Origin of the sequence: Clostridium sp. C8 (assembly GCF_001010885.1) — a bacterium.
GTDB lineage: Bacteria > Bacillota > Clostridia > Clostridiales > Clostridiaceae > Clostridium > Clostridium sartagoforme.
In genome coordinates this window covers 25,083-50,753 of sequence record NZ_LBMX01000028.1, presented here as the reverse complement: position 1 = coordinate 50,753, position 25,671 = coordinate 25,083, and the positions used below count along the sequence as shown (strand labels likewise).

Annotated in this window: 22 protein-coding genes; 2 read left to right on the top strand and 20 right to left on the bottom strand. The window is 27.9% G+C overall.

From position 1 onward, the window contains the following. Positions 1-357 precede the first annotated feature (357 nt). The 6 genes from dnaJ to AAT22_RS04110 all read right to left on the bottom strand — a co-directional run bounded on the left by dnaJ (position 358) and on the right by AAT22_RS04110 (position 6,978). Positions 358-1,482, bottom strand: a complete 1,125-nt coding sequence (dnaJ, locus tag AAT22_RS04135; RefSeq protein WP_016207172.1) for a molecular chaperone DnaJ — start codon at positions 1,480-1,482, stop codon at positions 358-360. Between the two features lie 110 nt (positions 1,483-1,592). Further along, complete coding sequence (dnaK, locus tag AAT22_RS04130) at positions 1,593-3,449, bottom strand: molecular chaperone DnaK (RefSeq protein WP_016207173.1); 1,857 nt, start codon at positions 3,447-3,449, stop codon at positions 1,593-1,595. A gap of 56 nt (positions 3,450-3,505) precedes the next feature. Beyond that, positions 3,506-4,120, bottom strand: coding sequence for a nucleotide exchange factor GrpE (gene grpE / locus AAT22_RS04125; protein ID WP_016207174.1), 615 nt, complete (start codon positions 4,118-4,120; stop codon positions 3,506-3,508). A gap of 18 nt (positions 4,121-4,138) precedes the next feature. Beyond that, a complete protein-coding gene (gene hrcA / locus AAT22_RS04120) occupies positions 4,139-5,170 on the bottom strand; it encodes a heat-inducible transcriptional repressor HrcA (protein ID WP_016207175.1) in 1,032 nt (343 codons plus the stop codon). 189 nt (positions 5,171-5,359) lie between these two features. After that, a complete protein-coding gene (gene hemW / locus AAT22_RS04115; RefSeq protein ID WP_047000348.1) occupies positions 5,360-6,484 on the bottom strand; it encodes a radical SAM family heme chaperone HemW in 1,125 nt (374 codons plus the stop codon). Between the two features lie 224 nt (positions 6,485-6,708). Beyond that, positions 6,709-6,978: a hypothetical protein gene (locus tag AAT22_RS04110; protein ID WP_016207177.1), complete on the bottom strand. Its 270-nt coding sequence runs from the start codon at positions 6,976-6,978 to the stop codon at positions 6,709-6,711. 211 nt (positions 6,979-7,189) lie between these two features. Between AAT22_RS04110 and AAT22_RS04105 the strand changes: the two genes are divergently transcribed. Next, complete coding sequence (locus AAT22_RS04105; protein ID WP_047000347.1) at positions 7,190-8,101, top strand: patatin-like phospholipase family protein; 912 nt, start codon at positions 7,190-7,192, stop codon at positions 8,099-8,101. Positions 8,102-8,224: 123 nt separating this feature from the next. Here the strand turns inward: AAT22_RS04105 and lepA are convergent, their stop codons facing one another. The 4 genes from lepA to gpr form a co-directional block, all read right to left on the bottom strand. Continuing rightward, positions 8,225-10,033, bottom strand: a complete 1,809-nt coding sequence (gene lepA, locus AAT22_RS04100) for a translation elongation factor 4 (RefSeq protein ID WP_047000346.1) — start codon at positions 10,031-10,033, stop codon at positions 8,225-8,227. A gap of 179 nt (positions 10,034-10,212) precedes the next feature. Continuing rightward, positions 10,213-10,743: a hypothetical protein gene (locus AAT22_RS04095; RefSeq protein WP_052953903.1), complete on the bottom strand. Its 531-nt coding sequence runs from the start codon at positions 10,741-10,743 to the stop codon at positions 10,213-10,215. Between the two features lie 63 nt (positions 10,744-10,806). Continuing rightward, a complete protein-coding gene (locus tag AAT22_RS04090) occupies positions 10,807-11,922 on the bottom strand; it encodes a stage II sporulation protein P (RefSeq protein WP_016207181.1) in 1,116 nt (371 codons plus the stop codon). 77 nt (positions 11,923-11,999) lie between these two features. Continuing rightward, positions 12,000-12,974: a GPR endopeptidase gene (gpr, locus tag AAT22_RS04085; RefSeq protein ID WP_016207182.1), complete on the bottom strand. Its 975-nt coding sequence runs from the start codon at positions 12,972-12,974 to the stop codon at positions 12,000-12,002. Positions 12,975-13,149: 175 nt separating this feature from the next. On the opposite strand from gpr, the gene rpsT reads away from it, so the two are divergent. Next, positions 13,150-13,413, top strand: coding sequence for a 30S ribosomal protein S20 (rpsT, locus tag AAT22_RS04080; protein WP_016207183.1), 264 nt, complete (start codon positions 13,150-13,152; stop codon positions 13,411-13,413). A gap of 31 nt (positions 13,414-13,444) precedes the next feature. On the opposite strand, the gene holA is transcribed toward rpsT, so the two are convergent. From holA to AAT22_RS04030, 10 genes are all read right to left on the bottom strand, one after another. Beyond that, entirely contained in the window at positions 13,445-14,476 is a 1,032-nt protein-coding gene (gene holA / locus AAT22_RS04075; RefSeq protein ID WP_047000345.1) for a DNA polymerase III subunit delta, read from the bottom strand. 16 nt (positions 14,477-14,492) lie between these two features. Beyond that, the gene (locus AAT22_RS04070; RefSeq protein WP_242849787.1) at positions 14,493-16,190 is read right to left on the bottom strand and encodes a ComEC/Rec2 family competence protein; all 1,698 of its coding nucleotides are present in this window, start codon (positions 16,188-16,190) and stop codon (positions 14,493-14,495) included. Positions 16,191-16,204: 14 nt separating this feature from the next. Further along, the gene (locus tag AAT22_RS04065) at positions 16,205-18,700 is read right to left on the bottom strand and encodes a cation-transporting P-type ATPase (RefSeq protein WP_047000344.1); all 2,496 of its coding nucleotides are present in this window, start codon (positions 18,698-18,700) and stop codon (positions 16,205-16,207) included. A gap of 170 nt (positions 18,701-18,870) precedes the next feature. Beyond that, entirely contained in the window at positions 18,871-19,227 is a 357-nt protein-coding gene (gene spoVAE, locus AAT22_RS04060) for a stage V sporulation protein AE (RefSeq protein WP_047000343.1), read from the bottom strand. 16 nt (positions 19,228-19,243) lie between these two features. Next, complete coding sequence (spoVAD, locus tag AAT22_RS04055) at positions 19,244-20,278, bottom strand: stage V sporulation protein AD (RefSeq protein ID WP_016207674.1); 1,035 nt, start codon at positions 20,276-20,278, stop codon at positions 19,244-19,246. Positions 20,279-20,293: 15 nt separating this feature from the next. Then, the gene (spoVAC, locus tag AAT22_RS04050) at positions 20,294-20,764 is read right to left on the bottom strand and encodes a stage V sporulation protein AC (protein WP_016207675.1); all 471 of its coding nucleotides are present in this window, start codon (positions 20,762-20,764) and stop codon (positions 20,294-20,296) included. Between the two features lie 231 nt (positions 20,765-20,995). Continuing rightward, positions 20,996-21,751 (bottom strand): RNA polymerase sporulation sigma factor SigF, encoded by a 756-nt coding sequence (gene sigF / locus AAT22_RS04045; RefSeq protein WP_016207676.1) that lies wholly within the window; start codon positions 21,749-21,751, stop codon positions 20,996-20,998. Between the two features lie 9 nt (positions 21,752-21,760). Beyond that, the gene (gene spoIIAB / locus AAT22_RS04040) at positions 21,761-22,192 is read right to left on the bottom strand and encodes an anti-sigma F factor (protein WP_016207677.1); all 432 of its coding nucleotides are present in this window, start codon (positions 22,190-22,192) and stop codon (positions 21,761-21,763) included. 14 nt (positions 22,193-22,206) lie between these two features. Continuing rightward, complete coding sequence (gene spoIIAA / locus AAT22_RS04035) at positions 22,207-22,542, bottom strand: anti-sigma F factor antagonist (RefSeq protein ID WP_016207678.1); 336 nt, start codon at positions 22,540-22,542, stop codon at positions 22,207-22,209. A 600-nt stretch (positions 22,543-23,142) separates the two neighbouring features. Further along, positions 23,143-25,452 (bottom strand): AAA family ATPase, encoded by a 2,310-nt coding sequence (locus tag AAT22_RS04030; protein WP_040436783.1) that lies wholly within the window; start codon positions 25,450-25,452, stop codon positions 23,143-23,145. Positions 25,453-25,671 lie beyond the last annotated feature (219 nt).

Here is a 25,671-nt window from a genome sequence, read left to right as displayed (position 1 = left end):
ATGTATAACAGTATATCTCATATTTCCCTCCAAAATAAAAGAGAAAGCATTTCATTTTGCCTTCTCTCTTAGTGATCATTCTATTATATTATTCACCATAGTAATAAAATGCGAAGCATTTTTCAGTTCACAGTTCACAAGGCACAGTGCACAGTTGTTTTAATTTTTTCATTCTTTCATTTATAAATTGCTTTGCAATTTATATCATAACCTGTTCCCTGTTACTTTATTCCAAAAACTGTGAACTGTGAACTGTGCGCTGTGAACTATATAAATTGCTTCGCAATTTATTTCTAATTAGTATTAGAATAATATAGTCCTTTAAAATAAAAAGAATTAGCAAAATGCTAATTCTTTTTACTTAAATAAATCTTTAAGCCCTTTTTTATGAGGTGTTCCTTCCCCAACATTTTCTCCACAAGCTTCCATAAATGCCTTTAATGCATCTTTTTGCTTTTCATTTAGACTCTTAGGAATATCAACTATAACTTTAACGTATTGATCTCCTCTTCCAGATGAATTTACTTTTGGAACTCCCTTACCTTTTAATCTAAATAAAGTTCCTGATTGGGTTCCTGCTGGAATTGTATATTTTACATCTCCATCTACAGTAGCTACTGTTATTTCAGTACCTAAAGTTGCTTTCCCCATAGAAATATGAGTATCGATATAAATATCATTTCCTTTTCTTGTAAATTTCTTAGATGGAGCCACATTAATTCTAACATATAGATCCCCTGCTGGACCATTGTTTGCTCCATGATCTCCTTGGCCCCTTAGAGGCATTACATTTCCAGTATCAACTCCAGCTGGAATATTTACATTTATTTTTCTATTTTTTCTAACATTTCCCTTACCTTTACATGTAGTACATGGTTCTTCTATAACTTTACCACTACCACCACAAGTAGTACATGTTGAAGTACTTACGAAACTTCCTAAAGGTGTTTGTCTTTGTACTCTAACTTGCCCTTGACCATTACATGTCGGACAAGTTTTAGCTGATGTACCTGCTTTGGCTCCACTACCACTACATGAATCACAAGTTTCACTTCTATTTATAGAAATTTCCTTTTCCACTCCAAATACTGCTTCTTCAAAGGTTAAATTAATTGTATACTCTAAATCTGCACCTCTTTGTGGGCCATTTCTTCTTCTACTACCGCCACCACCAAAGAAACTGTCAAATATATCTCCAAAACCACCCATATCAGAAAAGTCAAAACCACCAAATCCACCTGAACCAAATCCACTTCCATCAAAATCGGCTGTTCCAAACTGATCATATCTCGCCTTTTTCTCAGGATCTGAAAGCACTTGATAAGCTTCATTTATTTCCTTAAACTTATCTTCTGCTTCTTTATTTCCTTGATTTTTGTCAGGATGATATTTTATAGCTAGCTTTCTAAAGGCCTTTTTTATTTCTTCGTCAGAAGCTCCCTTTTCCAATCCAAGGGATGCATAATAGTCTTTATTTGCCATCTATTTCACCACCATTTTTTACTTTATAAAAGGGAAGACGACTTATGCCTTCCCTCTATATATTATATATATTAGACTGATTAGTTGCAATTATTTATATATTAAAGATATTATTTATCATCTTTAACTTCAAAGTCTGCATCTACAACATTGTCATCATGTGGAGCCTCACTTGTACCTGCTCCTCCCATGTTGTTTGGATCAAATCCAGCACCTGCTGCACCATTTGCATTTGCATCAGCATATATCTTTGATGATACTGCATAGAATTCTTGGTTTAATTCATCCATAGCTTTCTTTATAGCTTCTAAATCTTCACCATCTTTTACTTTGTTTAATTCATCAAGCTTAGCTTGGATTTTAGCTTTATCATCAGCTGTTACCTTATCACCAAGTTCTTCTAAAGTTTTAGTTGTTTGATAAGCAACTTGGTCTGCATTATTTTTAACTTCTATTTTTTCTTTTCTCTTCTTATCTTCTTCAGCAAATCTTTCTGCTTCTTTTACTGCTGCTTCAACTTCTGATTCACTTAAGTTAGTTGAAGCTGTAATAGTTATATTAGCTTCTTTATTAGTTGCTTTATCAACTGCTGATACTTTAACTAATCCATTTGCATCTATATCAAATGTAACTTCAATTTGAGGAATTCCTCTTGGAGCTGGTGCAATACCTGATAATGTAAATCTACCTAATGTCTTATTATCAGCTGCCATTTGTCTTTCACCTTGAACTACGTGAATTTCAACTGATGTTTGACCATCTGCTGCAGTTGAGAATGTTTGACTCTTCTTAGCTGGAATTGTAGTATTTCTTTCAATAAGTGGTGTAGCAACTCCACCTAATGTTTCAATTCCTAATGTTAATGGAGTAACATCTAGTAATAATACATCCTTAACTTCCCCAGTTAATACACCTGCTTGAATTGCTGCTCCAACTGCAACACATTCGTCTGGATTTACTCCTTTTGAAGGTTCTTTGCCAGTAAAGTTTTTAACTGCTTCTACAACAGCTGGTATTCTTGTTGATCCACCAACTAATATTACTTTATTGATTTCACTTAATGAAAGGTTAGCATCTGATAAAGCTTTTTTCATTGGCTCAATTGATCTTTGAACTAAATCATGTGTAATTTCGTTGAATTTAGCTCTAGTTAAATTCATGTCTATATGCTTTGGACCTGTTGCATCAGCTGTTATAAATGGTAAGTTAATGTTTGTTTGCATTGATGATGATAATTCTATTTTAGCCTTTTCAGCTGCTTCTTTTAATCTTTGAAGAGCCATTTTATCATTTCTTAAATCTATGCCATTTTCTGCCTTAAATGTATCTGCAATATGATCCATTACTCTTTGGTCGAAGTCATCTCCACCTAGTTTAGTATCTCCGTTTGTTGATAAAACTTCAAATACACCATCACCAAGTTCTAGTATAGATACGTCAAATGTACCACCACCTAGGTCATAAACAAATATTTTTTGGTTAGTATCCATTTTGTCTAAACCATAAGCTAAAGCTGCTGCTGTAGGTTCATTGATTATTCTTAATACTTCTAATCCAGCTATTTTACCAGCGTCTTTAGTTGCTTGTCTTTCTGAATCATTAAAGTACGCAGGAACTGTAATAACTGCTTGTGTTACACTTTCACCTAAATAAGCTTCTGCATCAGCCTTAATTTTTTGAAGTACCATTGCTGATATTTCTTGTGGTGAATGATCTTTTCCATCTATATTAACTTTATAATTTGTTCCCATATGTCTCTTAATTGATATTATTGTTTTATCTGGGTTTGTAATTGCTTGTCTTTTAGCTACTTGCCCTACTAATCTTTCTCCATTTGCTTGGAATGAAACTACTGAAGGAGTAGTTCTTGAACCTTCTGAATTACTTATTACTACTGGTTCTCCACCTTCCATAACTGCTACGCAAGAGTTAGTTGTTCCTAAATCGATTCCTATTATTTTTCCCATAATTTATTTCCTCCTAAAAACTTCTTTTAAATTTATAAGTTTAGTTAATATCATTGCTAATTTACTACTTTTACCATTGTATATCTAATTATCTTATCGCCTCTTTTATATCCCTTCTGAAATACTTCAGTAACTAAATTATTTCCAAGAGATTCGTCTTGAATATGCATAACTGCTTGATGAAGGTTTGGATCAAATTCACCAGTTGCATCAATTTCTTCAACACCTAATTTTTCAAAGGAACTTTTAAAGCCTTTTATAGTCATATCTATTCCCTTTTTAAAATCTTCAACACTTCCATCAACAGCTACTGCTCTTTCTAGAGTGTCTAATACTGGAATCATTTCCTTTAATACATCTGTACATGCATCTGTATAAATTCCTTCTTTTTCTTTAGTTGTTCTTTTTCTATAGTTATCATATTCAGCTGATATTCTAAGTAATCTTTCTTTTAAAGCCTCTACTTCATTAGTTAATTTCTTATTTTCATCTTTTAATTTTCTCATAATATCGAGTTCATTTTCCTTCTCATTATTTTCTTCAACTATATCTTCTGAAGATTGATCTGTTTCTGACTCAGTACTAGAATTTATATCTTCATTATTTTCTGTTTCAATTGTTTCTGTTTCATCATTTTCTAATTCTTCTATTACTTCCTTGTTATCTTCCACAACAACACCTCATCTCTTTTATTCTATAATTTGGTTTCTTAAGCTTTTATTTAACTCTTTCATTACTTGCCCCATAATTGCTATTACTTTTGAATAATTTATTCTCTTTGGTCCAATTAAACCAATTTTTCCAATGGGTCTTCCATCTAGAGAATATTCAGCGGATATAATGGAGCAATCCTTTGCCTCTGGAAAATAATTTTCTTCACCTATTCTAATAGTTATTTCACTACTAGGCTCTATTAAATCTATTAAACTATCTTTATCACTTATTAGTGAAAGAATTTCTTTAGCCTTTTCAATATTATTATACTCAGGATAATTAAATATATTTGTTGTACCTTCAACAAATACTTCTGTGTTATTAGATTCCTTTAAGGTTTCATATAAAGCTGGTAATATTCCATTAAAGAGTTCGTCAAAGCCCTTTAATTCTAGCTTAAGATTATTTATTACCTCCAGATTTATTTCTTCAATAGTTAAATTCCTTAGTCTCATATTTAAGACTCCATTTATCATTTGAATAGTTTCAGGCTCTGGCATATTATTTACTCTTATCCTGTGATTTTTAATAACCCCACTGTCTGCTACTATTACTGAAACCAAATTATGACTATCAATAGCAAGTAATTGAATAGACTTTATATAACTACTTCTTACAGAAGGTGTCTGTACTACAGTAGTTAAATTAGTCAGCTCTGATAATAATGAGCAAGCTTGCTTCACTATCTTATCAACCTCATACATTGCGGAATTTATAATGTATTCTTTAATTTTCAGTTCTTCTTCTCGAGTTAATCTACCTGTTTCCATTAATTTATCTACATATAATCTATAACCCTTATTTGAAGGTATTCTTCCTGCAGAAGTATGTGGTTGCTCTAGATAACCCAATTCTTCTAAATCAGCCATTTCATTTCTTATTGTTGCTGATCCAACTCCTAAATCATATTTCTTAGCTATTGTTCTTGAACCAACTGGTTCACCTGTCATGATATAGTCATTAATGATAGCCTGAAGTATCTTTATTTTTCTTTCATCAATAGCCATTACATCACCTCTATCTGTTAGCACTCATTATTGTCGAGTGCTAATGACTACATTATCAATATATTCCTTATTAACTTTTTTGTCAATTCCATTAAAGTATAAATTAAATAATATACCTGAAATTCATAAAATTATATTATTTTTTCTTCATTTTTCTAATTTATACTTCATATTACTACCTAGTTTGTTTTATAATATAAAATCACTCATAACAGAATTGGATAATTCAATTCCTTTATCAGTTAATCTTAAATTTCCTTTATCTATAATAAGTAATTTTTTATTTATATTTTTCTCTATAATATTTTTATATATACTATTTATGTCCATATTAAATCTTTTTTCAAAATCCTTTATATTTATTCCATCATTCATTCTAAGTCCCATAAATATAAATTCTTCTATATTATCTTCTTTTGTATTATTTATTATTTCTTCGATAACACTTTCTTTACTATTGATTTTATCAATATATAGTTTTACATTTTCTATATTCTTTATTCTTTTCCCTTCAATAAATGAACTTGAAGCTGAACCTACACCTAAATAATCATTACATTTCCAATATATTTTATTATGATAACATTCATATCCTTCTATTGAATAATTAGATATTTCATATTGATTATATCCATATTTTTTTAATATTTTTTTAGTTATGGAATACATTTCTCTTTCTTCATCTTCTGTAGGTAATATTAATTTATTTCTTTCCCAAAGATTATAAAAAGCTGTATTTTCTTCTATAATTAAGCTATAGGCTGATATGTGCTCTGGTTTTAGCTTCGCTATTTCCTCTAATGATTCTACCCATTCCTCTACCTTTTGATTTGGCAACCCAAACATCAAATCTACATTTATGTTCTTAAACCCTACTTCTCTAGCTAAATTAAAATTATCTTTAAATTGATTAAAACTATGAATTCTTCCTATATCTTTTAGTAGTGAATTTTGTACGGCCTGAAGCCCCATACTAATTCTATTTACTCCTCCTATTAGCATTGTTTCTAATTTTTCCTTATTCAATGTTCCAGGATTACATTCCATTGTAAATTCCATATCTTTTGATACGTTAAGTTTATTTATACTTTTCATAAGTTTATCTATTTGATTCATTTCTAAATATGATGGAGTTCCTCCTCCTATGAATATACTCTTTATTTTATATTTTATTGCTTTATCCTCTATTTCTTTACATAATGCATCAACATAATCTTCTTTAAGATAATCTATTGAGGCATAAGATGGGAAATCACAATAAAAACACTTTTGCTTACAAAATGGTATATGTATATATAATGATATTTCTTTCATTTTAAATCTCTCTTTCTATAAACTATTATGTATATATTATACTTAATTTATATTATTCTGACCAACTATAATAAAGATATGTAAGTTCATTTATTAACGTCCTTAACTCCAAAACAATATAAATTTATATATTAATATAAAATTGAAAAAAGAAAATTATAAAATAATCTGTAACTTAACTACTATAAATAGATTATGTTACAGATTATTAAATAAAAACTATATTATACTTCTAATAAATCTATATTTATTACATTATGAAATATTACATCCTTTTGAACTCGATCTATTCTTGCATCTATTAGAGTACCTTGAAAATTTATCTTAATCTTTGATTTTAATCCATATCTTAAAAGATGTGTTTCTAACTTATGGCTAATCATTGATATTAAGCATAATTCTCCATTTCTTTTTTTGATAGTTCCAGTTACAAGCCCTGAATTTCTTAGAACCTTTCCCTTTTTTCTTATATCTCTTACCTTCGCCTCTAACATACTATACACCTCACATAATAATTTATTCAATTTAAATATATTTACATTTCCATGATTTAATTACAAATAATTATAAATTGCGAAGCAATTTTTTAGTGAAAAGTTAAGGATTTTTCCCATCACTATTCACTTTTTTCACTCTTTCCCTTTTCACTATTTCTGTTGCTTTGAATATATTAATTGTATATTTCTATATAAGGAGATATCAATTTTGAAAACTTTTAAGATACTTGCTTTTGATGGTGGAGGGGTTAAAGGTGCTCTGAGTGTTGAAATTTTAAGTAGAATCTGTGATAAATACCCAAACTTTTTAGATGATGTAGATTTGTTTACCGGAACTTCTACTGGCTCTATAATAGCTTCACTTTTAGCTAATAAGGTCTCTGTTAAGGAACTAAGCTATTTATATAGCGTTCCTGTTGCTAAAAAAATTTTTTCTCATTCACACTTTAATTTATTTCGCCCCAAGTTTAATAATAATAATTTAAAAAATGTTATTTCTAATTATTTTCCTGATGATTTTAAGATAGGAGATCTAAAAAAATACATTTTTATTCCTTCTTTTAATATCAAGGGAATTACAAGAGATTCTTGGGAACCTATCTTCTTTAATAATTTATCTAACAACCTTACTACAGATTTTAGTGTTAAAGATGCAATATTATCAAGTTCAGCTGCTCCTACATACTTTCCATCATATAAAGGCTTTATAGATGGAGGAGTCATTGCTAATTCTCCTACTGCTATATCATTGTTGTACACTTTATCAAAATTTAATCATTCCTATGATTTAAAGCAAATAAAATTATTATCTATAGGTACTGGTGATAGCCCTGAAAGAATCACTAAAAAAACAGATAATTGGGGTGTTTTTCAATGGTCATTTCATCCATTATCTAAAATGAAATCACCACTGCTATCTCTTTTAATGGATGGAATGACTGATTTAGAAAATATTTATTGTACAGAACTTTTAAAATCCAATTATTTCAGAGTTAATCCAAAGGTTTCTAAATTTATCGAAATGGATTCTTATAAACTAATTCCTTATCTTAAGTTAATAGCAGGAACTTATGATTTGTCTTTATTATATAGTTATATAGAAAATATTTACCTTAAATAATCTTTTATTATATGAACAATCTTACCCAACATAAAATATAATAAAGTATTACCACCTTACTCTTATAATTATCTATAAAAAAGGCTAAGCATCCTTTTGGAGCTTAGCCTTTTTTTATCTAAATTATTTATCTACTTTAAGAACAGCCATGAACGCTTCTTGTGGTATTTCAACAGATCCCACTTGTCTCATTCTCTTCTTTCCTTCTTTTTGCTTTTCTAATAGTTTTTTCTTTCTTGATATATCTCCGCCATAGCATTTTGCTAAAACGTCTTTTCTCATAGCCTTAACAGTTTCTCTTGCTATTATCTTAGATCCAACTGCAGCTTGAATTGGAACTTCGAACATTTGTCTTGGTATTATTTCTTTTAACTTTTCAGCTATTCCTCTTCCTTTTTCATATGCTTTTTCTCTTGGTACTATCATAGATAGAGCATCTACAACATCACCATTTAACATTATATCAAGCTTAACTAATTCAGTTTGTTTGTATCCTTTAAATTCATAATCTAAAGATGCATAACCTCTAGTTCTTGATTTTAATGTATCAAAGAAATCATATACTATTTCATTTAATGGAATATCATAATTAATAGAAACTCTTGTTTCTTCTAAGTATTGCATGTCAATAAAAGTTCCTCTTCTTTCTTGACACAATTCCATTACAGCTCCTACATAATCAGAAGGGGCTATTATACTTGCTTTTACTATAGGTTCTTCCATATATTCTATTTCTGTAGCTTCTGGAAGATTTGTTGGATTTGTAAGTTCAATTATTTCTCCATTAGTTCTTATTACTTTATATATAACTGATGGAGCAGTTGTAATAATATCTAAATTAAACTCTCTTTCGATTCTTTCTTGAATTATTTCCATATGCAATAATCCTAAGAATCCACATCTAAAACCAAAACCTAAAGCAATAGATGTTTCTGGTTCAAAGTTTAAAGCTGCATCATTTATTTGAAGTTTTTCTAATGCATCTTTAAGTTCCTGATACTTTGCTCCATCCACAGGGTATATTCCTGAGTAAACCATAGGCACAGCTGGCTTATATCCTGGTAATGATTCTTTTACAGGTCTATCAGCTTCTGTTATAGTATCCCCAACTCTTGCATCTCTTACATTTTTTATCGAAGCTGCAATATAACCTACATCTCCAGCTCTTAATTCATTTATTGGTAAAGTTTTTGGAGTAAACACTCCAACTTCAGTTACTTCATATATCTTGTTAGTAGCCATTAATTTAATTTTAGTTCCTGGTTTAACTACACCATCAAAAATTCTAACATATGAAACAACACCTTTATAACTATCATAATATGAGTCAAATATTAATGCTTTAAGAGGTGCTTCTTCATCTCCATTTGGAGCTGGTACCTTTGCTACTACTGTTTCTAATACATCTACAATATTTAAGCCTGTTTTTGCAGATATCATTGGTGCATCCTGGGCTTCTATTCCTATTATATCTTCTATTTCTTGTTTAACTTCTTCTGGTCTTGCAGATTGTAAATCTACTTTATTTATTACTGGAGCTATTTCTAAGTCGTTATTTAATGCTAAATAACAATTAGCTAATGTTTGTGCTTGAACACCTTGTGTGGCATCTACAACTAAAACTGCTCCTTCGCATGCAGCTAAACTTCTTGAAACTTCATATGTAAAATCTACATGTCCTGGAGTATCTATTAAGTTTAATATGTATTCTTCTCCATTTTCTCTTCTATAGATAAGTCTTGCTGCTTGTGACTTTATTGTTATTCCTCTTTCTCTTTCTATTTCCATATTATCAAGGATTTGCTCTTCCATCTCTCTTTGAGTAAGCGTTCCTGTGGCTTCTAATAATCTATCAGCTAGGGTTGACTTCCCATGATCTATATGGGCAACTATTGAAAAATTTCTAATATGCTCTTGTCTATTACTACTCATATATAAAACTACAACCGTGTTCTTGGTTAATAGTCACTTCACCCCCATTATAATTAAATCAAGGTAAATTATATCATAATATCTACGATATGTGTCAATATAAATGTACAGCAATTAAAAATTAACAATTACCAACTGATAATTAATAATTTCTAGTTAATTTTTGATTTAACTAGAAATTAATTAGATTTTTCTAAGAAATCATCTACTATTTTATCTAATTTATCATTATTAGTATTGGTACTTTCTTCTTTTCCTTCAATCTCTGTATTATTTACATCTTCTTTATTACCTTCATCTGTTGAATTTGTTTCTTCATTTATTGAGTTTGTTTCTTCATTTTTATTATCATTTTTTATTTTTCCATTAATTTTATTCTTTATACTGTTAAACCCACTATATATTTTACTTCCTACCATATATATTTTTTCTGTTACTACATTATCGGTATTTACTTTAAATTCCTTATCTTCTATCTTTATAATAGTACTATCATCTTCTAACTGTGAAGTATATATTTTAACCTCAGCATCATCCCTTATGAATTCTTCAAAGTCTTCTCCAAATTCTTCTTTAACTAGTTCATAGTTATCTTCACCATTCCCAACTGGTGATAAGGCTTTAGTGTTTACTATATTTATTTGTATAGAGCCTATAAACACCATTAATGAAAAAATTATTGTTCCTATTAAAACTTTTTTATTAAACAAAAAAGCACCCCCTAGTTTTTTTATTATCTAAAGGATGCTCATAAATTCCAAATTTTATTCAATTTATCTGTTTATGTGTTCTGCCAAAATTCTTGCTATATATTTTGCTGTTAATTTTGCTTCTTGAGAAGTGTTTACATTTGAACCTACTTCTATAAGAATAAAGTTATCACTTAAGCTATAATTAATACCTGTAGCAGCTGGATCAATTTCATGAATATCTCTTATTAAACCCGGAAATAATTCAGTTCCAATATTGTATAAGTTTTCTACAAAGGATTTATTTGCAGGATATCTACTACTATTTGGGGCAGTAACAAACATCATTTTAGCTAAATTTTGATCATTTAAATTTATAGTATAAATACTTTTTAATTGGTCAGCTTTTGCATTATCTATTCCATCTCTGTGAAGATCTATTATTACTTTAAAATCACCATATTGATTTAAAATACTTTTTAAAGTTTCATTTGATCTTTTATAAGCATCATTATAAGAAACACTATGATTAGTTTTATCATGAACTACTGATATACCATATCCTTCTTCAAGTTCCTTTGTTAAAACATCCCCTACACCAACAACATTAAAATCACTTTCTGTAGTGTCCTTTTCTGTTTCAACATAATTTTCCATAGTATGAGTATGGAAGATAAGAATTTCTGGTTTGGAGCTATCTAAAGTTTTCTTTAAACTTGGATCATATGCTGCACTTACTTTATTTAATTCTGCTATTTCTTCTGGCGTCATCTTTGCTATGCTATCATTTTTTAATGAAAATGGAGTTAATTTTTTAATTGACTCTTGTATTATGGAATTTGCATCACTACTATTAAATAAACTTATTTCTCTTCCAATTATCTCATAAATATTTATTCCTCTTATTCCTATTGCTTCTAGTGCTACATTTTTTATTGAAAGATTGTTATCTGCATAATTTCCTTCATCATACACCTGAGTTTTTACTACTGGCATAGTGAAATTCAGCATTTGAACATATGCATATCCACCTCTTTCATTATATTTATTTATCACACTAATGGATCTTATAAAAAACATAACAACTGCAAATATAATTATTACATATCCAACTCCAAAATTTCCCTTACTGGAAGATGGACTTCCTCTAAGTCTCTTAGATTTTTGTTTATTAGGCATAGCTTGTCTTAATGAATACAACCGCAACTCCCCCTTCTCTATAATATTTATATTAGGGGAGTTACATAATTATTAATACTTTTTCTAAAATTCTTATATTAATTCATAAATTTATTTATGTCTTCCATATCTAGATTAGGTTGCACTGCCATATTTATTCCATTTGCTATTATTTTTGCAAGAGATTCTATGACTGCATCAACGTCTTTAGGCGTTACCATTAAATCTCCAAAGAAAGGATCTAATATTTCTTTTATTAAATTACTTTTTTCAACTTTATCTACTGACTTTAACATGTTATAAAAATCTTTGCCACTTTCTGCTTTACTTATAAGTTCATCTAAAAGCAAATCTATAGTATCATTTGCTATTGTTGATGCATGAACTACAGTTGGAACTCCTATTGCAACTACTTTTACACCTAATACTTCTTCATTTATTTTCATTCTATGATTTCCAACTCCAGCTCCTGGAGAAATACCAGTATCACTTATTTGTATTGTTCTGTTTACTCTTTCTAATTTTCTTGACCCCAATGCATCTATACATATAACTAAATCAGGTTTTATTTTATCTACTAAGGATTTTATTATTTCTCCTGTTTCTATTCCAGTAACACCTAAAACACCAGGTGCTATGCAGCAGACCGGTCTTACAGAATCATCAATTGCATCAGGCATGACTTGTTTTAAATGCCTAGTTACCATAATTTTTTCTGTTACCTTTGGTCCAAGTGCATCTGGTGTTACCCTCCAATTTCCAAGCCCTACAACCAATGCTGTTTTTTCATCAGAAATGTCTACTAATCTCTTTAAAACATTATCAACAACATTTGATACCTTATCCATAGATTCTCCATCATAATGTGTGAATTCTGGAAAATCTATTGTAATATAATTTCCTTTTGGTTTTCCAAGTTCTTTTCCGGCTTCATCACTTTCTATAGTTACTGTAGTTATTTTTATATCATCTTCATTTTCCTCTTCTACAATAACTCCGTCTAATTCCCTTTTATTTTCCTTTGTGTACATATCTCGTGCTTCAATTGCTAAATCTGTTCTTACATTTATCATAAAAATACCTCCAAAAATTCTTATATCCCTTTTATTTTTCCTTATTGTTATAATTTAATACTTGAACTTATAAACTTTCAATGATATAATCTAGTATGTTAAAAACGAACTCGAACGCAGATTTCCCCAAAGCTGCAAAGAGACCCTATAAAATTATTAAGGGGGTGAATTTAGAATGGCAAATATTAAATCAGCAAAAAAGAGAATTAAAGTTACAGAAGCTAAAACTACTCAAAACAGAATGATTAAATCAGCTTTAAAGACTGCTATAAAGAAGTTTGAAACTGCTGTTGCTGCAAGTAATGCAGAAGAAGCTAACGTTCTTTTCCCTAAGGCTGTTAAAGCTTTAGACATGGCAGCTCAAAAAGGAGTATGTCACAAGAACATGGTAGCTAGAAAGAAATCAAGATTAGCTGCAAAGTTAAACGCTATGGCGTAATCAAATAAGAAGCCGGTCATTAGACCGGCTATTATTTTACCATAAATATATTAAAAAGCATTAATTCCATCTCCATAGTTTTATCTACACCAGATGTTTTTAGTTTGTTTTCAGTTTCTAAACAAATTTCCATTAACTTTTGTAATTGCTTCATATTAAATTTATTACATTGATTAACTAATTTTTCACATATAAAGGTTGGTAGTTTATATTTACTTGCAATATCATTTATATTAAGTCCATTTTGACTAAGTATCTTAATTTCATATAATCTTTTGAAATTATTTTCTATATTGCTTATTATTAGCATATGTTGATCACTTTTAAATAACAATTCATCTAATAAATCAATTGCTTTTTCTGCTTTTCTTTGAGATATTAAATCAATTAAATCGAATATATCATCTTCACTGGAATTAGCTATAAGCTTATCTATATCTTTTTTAGTTATTTGCTTACCATTTGTATAAGCTATGATCTTATCTGCTTCTCTTTTAATTATATCAAAATTATTTTGTACTTTTTCAGCAAAATATTTTGCTTCTATTTTTCCAATTTCTTTTCCGTTAGATTTAAATACTTCTTCTACCTTTTTATAATATCTATCTTTCTTAAGTCTATCAAAATAAACTACTTTAGAAACTTTATCTAAGGATTTTATTTTATTATTTTTTTTAGGATTATCTCTTTTATCATTAAATAAAAAATACATTATTAAGATTGTATATGGCGGTAAATCTCTTAAGTACTTTAATATTTCATTATAAATATTGGTATTAGAACTGTCTGTTTTATCTTTTAAAAATGCTGCCCTATATATTACTACAGCCTTCTTATCCCCCATAAAAGGCATAGTTTCACAAGCATTCATAATATCATCAAAGCTTGTAGTTAATCCATCTAATCTTATATAGTTTAAATCCATTAAAGATTTATCTATAGTATTATTTATGATTAAATCTACTCCTTCTTTTATAAGTTCTTCATCTAAACCACAAAATATGTAGGAGTTTTCTATTTTATTTTTTTTTACTTCACCCTCTAGTACATCAAAATCTATCAATTTAATCTACCTTTCTTTAATTAAATACTAAAGCTTTATTATCAATCAAAATTATTTTTCCATAATTCTCTGATTTAAAATCTATTATATCATAATTAGAGCTATTTTTCCCTTTGGATAACTTAATTAAATAACTATTATCTCTTCCCTTTAATATAATATCTTTATTATTTTTTTCTATATTGAAATTCTTATTTATTTTTATATTATTAAAATCCTTATAAGTATTTTTGGATAATGTTATCACCTTAAATTTCTCTAGATCCACATCTTTTTTTAATGCACATATTGCTCTTTCCCCTCTAAAGCTTACTGCTATTATACCTTCTTTAAAATATTCTATCTTAGGAAGTGGACTGTAAATTAGCATGTAAAAATACATAATTATTACAGTGGGAAAATATAATGCTTTTTTATAACCTTCTTTATAAAAATATATAGTTATTAAAATAATTATATAGCTTATATTAATTAATTCATTTAAATATATTGGATTAGGTGTTATATTTAGTAACCACTTTGTTCCTATATCTATAAACATGGTAATATAATAAGCTAAAAAAGCTATATAGTTAAAAATCATTTCAAAATTAATAACTAGAGCCAATAAATTTCCAAGTATAACTACTATATTCATTAATGGTACTAAAATAAGATTTCCAAGTAGGAATCCAAATGAAAATTCTTTAAAATAGCAAACTAAAACTGGAAAAGTAAATATTTGTGATGATAAACATATGGAGATACCTTCCCTAAAGAATTTGGGAAACTTATATAATCTTTTATTTATACTTTTATTAAAAATTATTATCCCAAGAGTTGCTAAGAAACTTAATTGGAATCCTACTTCAAAAATGCTATAGGGTTTAAATATCATTAAAATTATTCCTGACATTGACAATGCTGCAATAGGATTATAGTTCCTTCTTAGAGGCAATGAAAAATTCATGCACACCATCATAATGTAAGCTCTTATTGTTGATAATGCTGCACCTGAAAATATTACATATACTGCTGAAATTATAGGAGCAACTTTTTCTCCAAATATTCTTTTTAATATAGAGTAAACTAACACCATATGAAGACCAGATACCGAAATAGCATGAAGTATCCCTAAGCTTTTCATATCTTCCTTATCATCTCTATCTAAAAACTCTGTATATCCAAAAGCTATAGATGTTACTATTGCAGCTCTCCTATACCCTAATTTTTCTTTTAATCTACTAAATATATATTCCCTTAATTTATATATTCTTTCTTTTAAATCCCTATCTAATTTTTCAATCCCCTCAACTTTAAACTCTCCTATTATCCCTTTTTCTCTATTTACATCCCTAGTAAATTCACCCTTTATTATAAATTTTTCTCCTAATTTAACATTCTTTATATTTCCATTCATATATACTTTTCTTTTTGCTATTTCTCCTATAGCACCATATGAATTAATTGATATTATTCTAACTTCTTCCTTATTACTAATAAATATATTGTTATAATGGAAATTATTGATTAGTGGTACTATAAAAAAAGCTATAAGAATCATTGATATCTTAAGTTTTACTTTAAAAATAAGTATGATAAAAAAACAGCCAGCAATTATTATTGCCAGCCATTTATTTTTATATAAAAGCACATATATATAACTCGATAATATAAAAACCATAAATATATATGGTAATATATTTATTTTTTCTTCATACTTCAATGGCAACACCTCATTAATAAGTTTTACCATTTTTTTATAATTATATCTCCTAATAAGAAAATAAAAATTAACCATGTTAATACTATTACTAATAATATAGAATAAGTAAAATTAGTTAATAACATTAATAACACTATTGATAATACATAAATCAAAATAGATAGCAGTACAAGCTTTAAAGCATTATATTTTCCTCTTGTAAATATCTTACTATTAATCATTGTATCAATAATAGCCATTCCACCTATTAAAATAAATCCTACTATATCATAATTATCCTTTATAAAATAGATAGCTACTACTGGTATAATACAAAATAAAAATCCTTTTAAAATATATTTTTTATTTTTATATTGAGAATTTCCATAAAGCATATTTATAAGTATTAAAGGAGAAAGAAGTAGAAAATTCATTAATATTATAAAATATTCCTCTATAAAAGCTCCATTTGTTAAAAAATATTTAAAATTCATTAATATAATTTCTGATAATACAACGTATAAATATGTATTTATTCCTCTTTTTAATCCTTCTTCAACCTCAGAGTATTTTTCTTTTAATTTAAAATAAGCTTTTATACTACTTATGTTGGTGTATATATCTCCTATTTTTTTTAGAAGCATAGATAATTTACCTTTTACAACACCAATTTGCGCTAAACTAATAAGTGAAATATCTCCAAGAGTTTCTCCTTCAATGGAAAACTTATATCCATCATTATAATATAAAGATATAATCTTATTCTTTTGTTCTGGATTAAGGTTGCAAAAAATTCGTGTTTTTGATACCACTTTAAGTATTTCTTTTTCATCTAATGTATCTAGTTCGTCGCTTTCTGTAATTTGCTCTAGCGATGATATAAGTCCTAATCTTTTTCCTAATAATTCTGATGAAATTTTATTATCTTCAGTAAATATAATTGGTAGAACTCCATTATCCATTACTTTCTCAATATCATCAACAATATCATCAATTAAAGGATTTTCTAAAGCTATAAGCCCAACAAAAACTAAATTACTTTCTATATTTTCATGTTCTGAAGGTTGATAATTAAAACTTCTATATGCAAAAGCTTCTGTTAAAAGTCCTTCCTTTGAAAATTCTAAATTAGCTAATCGTATTTTCATTATATCTTGTGAATATATTTCTCTTTCTATTCCATTTATAATAATATGAGTACAACAATTTAGTACTGACTCTAAATCGCCTCTACAATTCGCTCTATATCCCTTTCTATTTTTGTTTACAGTAGTCACCATATTTTTTTTGTTATCTCTAGAAATTTCAAATTTTCTTTTATTATCATTTTCTAGTTTCCCCTTAAAAATAGAGTTTTCTACTCCAAATTTTACATAAGCAACTTCATACATATCTCCCTTTGACCAGTTATTATCATTATTATATTTGGCATTATTACAAAGTATTGATATATCAAGAAGCCTTTTAATATTTATGTCCATTGTTTCTATTGAATTAGATTTATATACTTGTTCATTGGTATATAATTTATCTAAATATAACTCTTTTTTTGTTATAGTCCCTAATTTATCTAAAAAAAGTATTTTTACATCATTAATTAAATTTAACGCTGAAAAATTAATTAGTTCTATTTCATCTTCTTCTAGAATTTTTCTTTTTATATGTTTACTATAATATAATATTATAAATGGTATAAATATGCATATTATAGCAAATATCCCTTGAGCAAATATTTGTTTTTTATATACTAATTTCCCAGGAAATATAGATACTAAAATAGCTTGTACAAGCATTAAACATAATCCTATATTAAATATAATTTTTTCAATATTTTTTATAGCTATATCTTTTTTATCCTTTGACTTGTTCATTATTTTTATTAATTTCCCCAATTGAGTATTATTTCCCACTTCTACAACAATGCCTTTTCCTGAACCTTCTTTCACTATTGATCCCCTAAAAAGCATGTTGTTAATTTCTCCAATTGAAGATACTTCATTTTCTATTTTCATTGAGTACTTCTCTTTTAAAAATTTATCTCCAGTTACACTTCTTTCATCAACCTTTAAGTTTTCACTTTCTATAATTCTAATATCTGCTGCTATTAAAGATTTTTTTCTGAAGTACACTATATCGCCTTTTACTAATTCCTCAGCTTCTATTAGTCTTTCTATTCCTTCTCTCAAAACTAATACTTGAGATACATTAAGATTTTGTAAAATTTCTAATTCTTTTTCTTTTGATATTTCATGATATAATTTACTTCCTAAATTTAATATCAATAAAAATATTGTTACTATACCAACTATATTAAATTTGTTGACTAAAAAAAATATTATAATTACTAAAAATATATATACATATTTTTGTTTTAAAATATCTAAAATTAACTTCAATATACCTTTTGAATAAGGAAGTTGTATTTTATTGTCACCAGCTTCTTTTCTTATATTGCAATCATATTCATAAAGTCCTTTGTTTATATTACTTCCTAATGAATCTACGACGTTCATCCAGCTATTACTATAATAACTTTTCATTTTCCTCCTCCTACCTTTAAAATTCGCCAGCTATTTCTATTATTTTTGTCTTTTATTTTAATTATATCATTTTTTATATTTAAATGGAAAACTCAAATAGCCTAACACTTATTATAAGTTGTTAGGCCATTTTTTTAAAGTATTAATTTGTAATATTTTCTATAAAATTATTAAGATTTCGTTTTTGGGTTAAAGATTAGAGCCATTAAATACCCAAAAAATATAGCTGCAGTAATACCTGCTGCTGTTCCCTTTATTCCTCCTATAAATGCTCCTAGTAATCCTTGTTCATCAACAGCTTTCATTGCTCCCTTTGCAAGAGAATTACCAAAGCCAGGTAAAGGTACAGTAGCCCCAGCACCTCCTATTTCTACTAACTTATCATATATACCGAAAGAACCTAAAATAGCTCCTAGTGTTACAAAAATTACCAATATCCTTGCTGGTGTCAATTTAGTTGTATCCATTAGTATTTGACCTATTACACATATTATTCCACCAACTATAAAGGCATATAAATATTCCATAATAGCCTCCTTTTTTTTATTTTTCCTTAAATTCTATTGCTACAGCATGAGCAATTCCTGGTATGGTTTCTCCTTGTAAAGAAGAAGTTGTACTCATTAATGCTCCTGTAGACACTAATAATAAATTCTTTATTTCTTTTCTCATTAACTTCTTATAAAAATATCCTGAAGATACTACTGCAGAACATCCGCATCCACTTCCACCTGAATCTGTCTTTTGAACTACATCATCAAATATTATGTCACCACAGTCCATATAATTTTCTCTTATATCATATCCATATTCTAATAACAATTTACAAGTAATTTCTTTTCCTACTTTACCTAAGTCTCCAGTTGCAATTACATCATAAAACTTTGGATCTCTTCCTGTGTCTTTAAAATGTCTTGCTATGGTATCCACAGCTGCTGGGGCCATAGCTGCTCCCATATTATTAGGATCCTTTATTCCATAATCTTTTACTATTCCTGTTGTTACATATGTTACTTCTGGAAAATTCCCCTCTTTACCTAATACCATTGCACCTGATCCTGTAACGGTCCATTGTGCTAATGGGCTTCGTTGAGAACCATATTCTAATGGAAACCTAAATTGTCTTTCTGCTGAGCTAAAATGTGAAGATGTTGATGCTATAACATAATTAGCATAACCTCCATCCATCATCATTGATGCTATGCTTAAAGATTCTGACATAGTTGAGCAAGCTCCATATAATCCAAAAAAAGGAATGTTAAGCTTTCTTGCCGCAAAAGATGATGATGTTATTTGGTTTAATAAATCTCCCGCAAATAAATAATCAATGTCTTCTTCTTTCAAATCAGCTCTATTCATAGCTGCTGTAATTGCTGTGTACATCATTTCGCTTTCTGCTTTTTCATAACTTTCTTTTCCATACATATCATCATTTAATATTTCATCAAAGTAACTACTTAAAGGTCCCTCGCCTTCTTTAGGTCCAACAATAGAATAAGTTGCTATTATTTTAGGAGGGTTTTGAAGTTTTACTGTTTGAGTTCCTAACTTTTTTATCTTTAATTCATTATTACTCATATTTATTCACCTTTCTTATGTTAGTAGTTGAATAAAGTAATAAACAATACCTATTATTACTGAACTACCTATACCATAAACCAATACTGGCCCTGCTATAGTAAACATTTTTGCTGCTACTCCAAATACAAATCCTTCTTTTTTGAACTCTATAGCTGGTGCAACAATTGCATTGGAAAAGCCTGTAATTGGCACTACGGTTCCTGCTCCTCCAAATGAGGCAATTTTATCATATATACCTACTCCAGTTAATAAAGCTCCTAAAAATATCATTATTATTGGTACTAACATCTTAACTTCTTCTTCTGAAAAATTATATTTAATTAGAAGATTTTGAAATATTTGACCAATCATACAAATAGCCCCTCCTACTAAAAAGGCTCTTGCACAATTTCTAACTATTTTAGGTTTTATAGTAGCTTCATTAGTAATAGTTTGAAATTTATTAACTATCTGCTGTTCATTTGGTAGCTTCTTTTTAGCCATAGTGATTCTCCTTTCTAAATTTGTATAATTATATTATTCCACTTCTTATAATTATAACTCTGGAATATTTTTCAATTCCAAATCTATATGTGTAAACATGCTTATTACATTAATTTAAATCAACTAAAATTTATATATTAAAAAACAAAAAAATCCTTTGATTTTCTCTCAAAAGATTTTTTAGTAATCACTATTCATTTTTATTTCCTTCTAATTATCCTTAGTATTTTTTTATTCCTGTAACTTTTGTTTCATTAAAACCAGTACTTTTTTTTCTATTCTAGATACTTGAACTTGGCTTATACCAAGCATCTTAGCAACTTGTACTTGAGTCTTATCTTTGAAATATCTAAGCATTATTATTTGCCTTGCTTTACTATCAAGACTTCTTAATGCTTCTTTTAATGCAATTCTATTTATCATTTCACTGTCATCTTGACCCTTTTCACTTAGTTTGTCTATAAGTAATACTGGTGCTCCATCATCTTGATGAATAGTATCATATAGATATTGCATACTGGCTGAAGATTCAATAGCAAATAATATTTCTTCTTTATCTATACCAGAAAACTCTGATAATTCTTCAATAGTAGGATCCCTATCTAGCTTTTTAGTTAGTTGTTCTTTATCAAAATGTAATTTTCTAGCTAAAGTTTTTACATTTCTACTAACTTTAATTATACCATCATCTCTTATAAATCTCTTTATTTCTCCTATTATCATAGGAACTGCATAAGTAGAAAACTTAACATTAAAACTGTCGTCAAAATTGTTTATAGCTTTTACTAACCCTATTGACCCTATTTGAAAAATATCTTCATAATCATATCCTCTATTAAGAAACTTTTTGCTAATGGATGATACAAGAGGTAAATTCATTTCAATTACTTTATTCATAGCATCTTGATTACCTGCTTTAGCTAGAGGTATTAATTGTGAATTTTCTTCATAATTATAGGCCTCTTTTCTTACACTTCCATTTTCCATATACTTCACCTAACTTACTGTGTTGAATTTCTTCTTCATTACAACTTTAGTTCCTTTACCATCTTCACTTTTTACTTCTAAGCTGTCCATAAATGTTTCCATTACTGTAAAACCCATTCCTGATCTTTCTAGCTCTGGTTTTGAAGTGTATAATGGTTCCATCGCTTGCTCTACATCTTTTATTCCTTTACCGGAATCTTCAATACTTATAGTTATTTCATTACCAGTTATACTTGCCTCTATTTTGATTATACCCTCTTTTTTATTTTCATAACCATGTATTATAGAATTTGTTACTGCTTCTGATACTGCTGTTTTTACATCTGTTAATTCTTCCACAGTTGGATCTAGTTGAGATATAAATGCAGCTACTGCAACTCTTGCAAACCCTTCATTTTGGGATTTACTCATTAATTCTATACTTATTTTATTATCCACCATCTTAAATCCCCCCATTAAATACTTATCATTGCTTCATCTATATTTTTATAGACATCAATGATTTTAAACATACCTGAAATTTCAAAAACTTTATTTACAGTTCTATTAGCTTCTGCTACACAAATCTTTCCATCTCTATTTTGCATTTTCTTATATCTTCCTATAACTACACCTATTCCAGAACTATCCATAAATGTAACTCCACTGAAATTTAATATAACTTTTCTTATGTTATCTCTATCTATTCTATCATCTATTTTAACCCTTACTTCTTCGGCACTATGATGATCTAATTCGCCCATTAGACTAACAATAAGTTTGTCTTCTTTTTTATCAAATTTTAGATACATATAAACTAGGAACTGTCGCAAATACGAACAAGATAAAAATTAATAATTAATTTTCACCGTGCGCCAGATTCCATCCACCTCCTTAATAGTATTTTGTTAATTTCCTTCTTTTTCCATAATTTTAACATATTAGTTTATTCATAGTCAAATAAAATAATGACTTTCTGTAATAATTTTGATTTATTTAGTTTAAGCAATTCAAGCATATAAAACAAATACTTGTTTTAAGTATAATTTATTTTACACTTTATGGAACTGTAATACAGAAATAATGTATAATAAGAAAATTAAGTATAATATAGCTTTAATATATAAAATGAATATCATTTATTAAATCATTATGGTATAACTTATAGAATTATTAAAAGAGGTTAATTTATGAAAAATAATCAAAAGACCTTTTAATTTATAAAAAAGGAGCTATACACTAATTTCAGTGCAAAAGCTCCATTTTTACTTTCCTTAATTTTACATGCTACTTGTTTACCTTATCAAGTGACTGTGACCTGTGCACTGTGCCCTGTGAACTAAAATAACCCCTGTTACCTGACACCTAAACCCAACTGTGAACTGTGCACCCTGCACTGTGAACTAAATAAGCTATTCTTCTTTCTTTTCCTTACTTCCTTTATATTTCTTAACTTCTTCTTGTAAGTCTGAATAAAAATCTTCTATATTTTCATCATCATTTAAAATTAAAGTTTTTATTGCATCTTCTAATGTATCCATAACATATATATGGAATTTTCCTTCCTCCATAGCCTGCTCAATTTCAGGTATCAATATTAGCTCATCTTTGTTTGAAGAAGGTATCAACACTCCTTTATTTTCTACATTATCTAAGAAATCACATACTCTAAAAAATCCTTCCACCTTTTCATTTACTCCACCTATAGCTTGAACTTCTCCTAATTGATTTATAGATCCAGTTACTGCAATAGTTTGCCTTATTGGTTTCTTGCTTAAAGCTGATAATATACAAATAATTTCTGCTACAGAAGCACTATCACCATCTATTAATCCATAAGTTTGTTCAAAACTTAAATAAAAATCTACAGGAATATCTTTATATGGATCTATTATATTATTTAAAAGTCCCTTTAGTATATTTATAGATTTTTCATGTACCTTACCACTTAATCTGCTTTCCTTATGAATATCTATAATTCTTCCGGTTCCTTTATGAGCAATACACGTTATTCTCATTGGTTTTCCAAAAGAATGATATCCAGTATCTAAAACAGCTAACGCATTTATTACACCATTTTTTTTACCCGTTACTGATATTAAAATCTTATTATCTTTATAAAGCTTATCATACTCATCTTCAATTTTTTCCTTTGCATAAGCAATGTCTATTATATCTTTAGAATCTATTACTAATGATTTTCTATTTTTAGCATTATCATTAGATAATATCATTAATTTTTCTATCTCTGTAGTGTCTATATTGACTTTTGTTCTACTATTTGCAGTTCTAGATAAGAATTTAATAACCTCATTTATTCCTTCTTCTGTAATAGGCATAAGTGAATTTTCTTTGATTTTATTATTTATTTCTTTATTTATATAAGCACTAACATTTTCATTTACCTCAACTATAGGGTCAAATTCAGCTCTTAACGGAAATAACTTCCCAAAGTCTTCATCTAAGCTATATAATGCATCATAAGTTTCGTGATCACCAATTAGAATAATCTTAACATTTATAGGTATTGGCTGAGGCTTTAATCCATTAATTGATATTACCTCTACATATGACTTTGAAATATCATATGTTATCTTATTAGTCATTAACGCTTTTTTAAGGTGATAATATGAATATACATTGCTAGCAAGGGAGTTTACTCTAATAATTAAGCAGCCTTCGTTTGCTTTTAATAAACTTCCTGGATTTATTAAAGATATATCAGTTGTATATACTCCATTATGATTTTCATACTCTATAAATCCCATTAAATTATTTAAATTAGGATCTTCTTCATATATTACAGGAGGAATAGTTCTTAAGCTATTATCAACTAATAAGTGTATATCATATTTATTTATAACTTGATAAAGTTGTTCTTCATCTTCATCTATATCCATGGTATAGCAATTTATTATTTCTTTTTCCATTGATATAAATAACTTTTCTAAATACTCATATGAATTATCATCATCTATAAACTCAAGTAAAGCTTCATCTTTATACGCTTCCATCTCATTTGCTAAAAAATCACTATATATTTCTTTAAGCTTCTTTATGGATTTTGTTTCTATCTCTTTTAACTTACCTAAAACTATTTCAGCCTTTTTCTTTAAAATAGATGCTTTTGCTACAATAGCTTCTTTTCTATTCTTTTCTAAATTATCATACTCTCTTTCACTTATTGATTTACCATTAACTAATGGTATAAAGGCTACACCCTTGTTAGTAACCTTAACTTCAAAATCTTCTTTTTTAGCCATATCCATTAATTCACTTATATAATCATTTCTCTTACTTTGTATTTCTTCTATAAGCTTATCTTTTTCATCTTCTGAAGAAGCATTATAAAACTCTTCTACTATTTCTATATAATTATTCTTTATTTCTTCAACAGCGTCTTTTAATTTTTTACCATTCCCATTATTAATAAATAATACTTCTGGTTTCTTATTATCTTCTAATGTAACATAACAAATATCCTTTGGAGGTTCTAGATATTTATACTGCTCCTGTATATATAATTGTAGCTTATTTAATTTTTCTTTAGAGAATGAATCTATTAAATAAAGATTATATCCTTCCTTATTTATCTTAATAGCTCTCCCAATCTTTTCATACTCACTATCTATTTCAGGAATTTTCGTTACACTGCCTTTCAACTTACTTTTTTTAAAGTTAAAATCAAATTTTACCTCTTTTAAAGTTAATTCTTTTCTCATATATTTCCTACTTTGCAAATTGCATTTAGCAATCATTAAGAAGCAGTTTCCCCCCTTTTTTTAGTATTTATTATATAGATATTCTTAAGGGGCTTGTTTAGGGAACAATTTTTTATAAATTTAATTTATATTTTTATAGTAATATTTCTTAAAATACCTAAACTACTTAAATATTTGTTTTAATATCCTGTATATGAATAAGAGACCTAGAACTTTAAT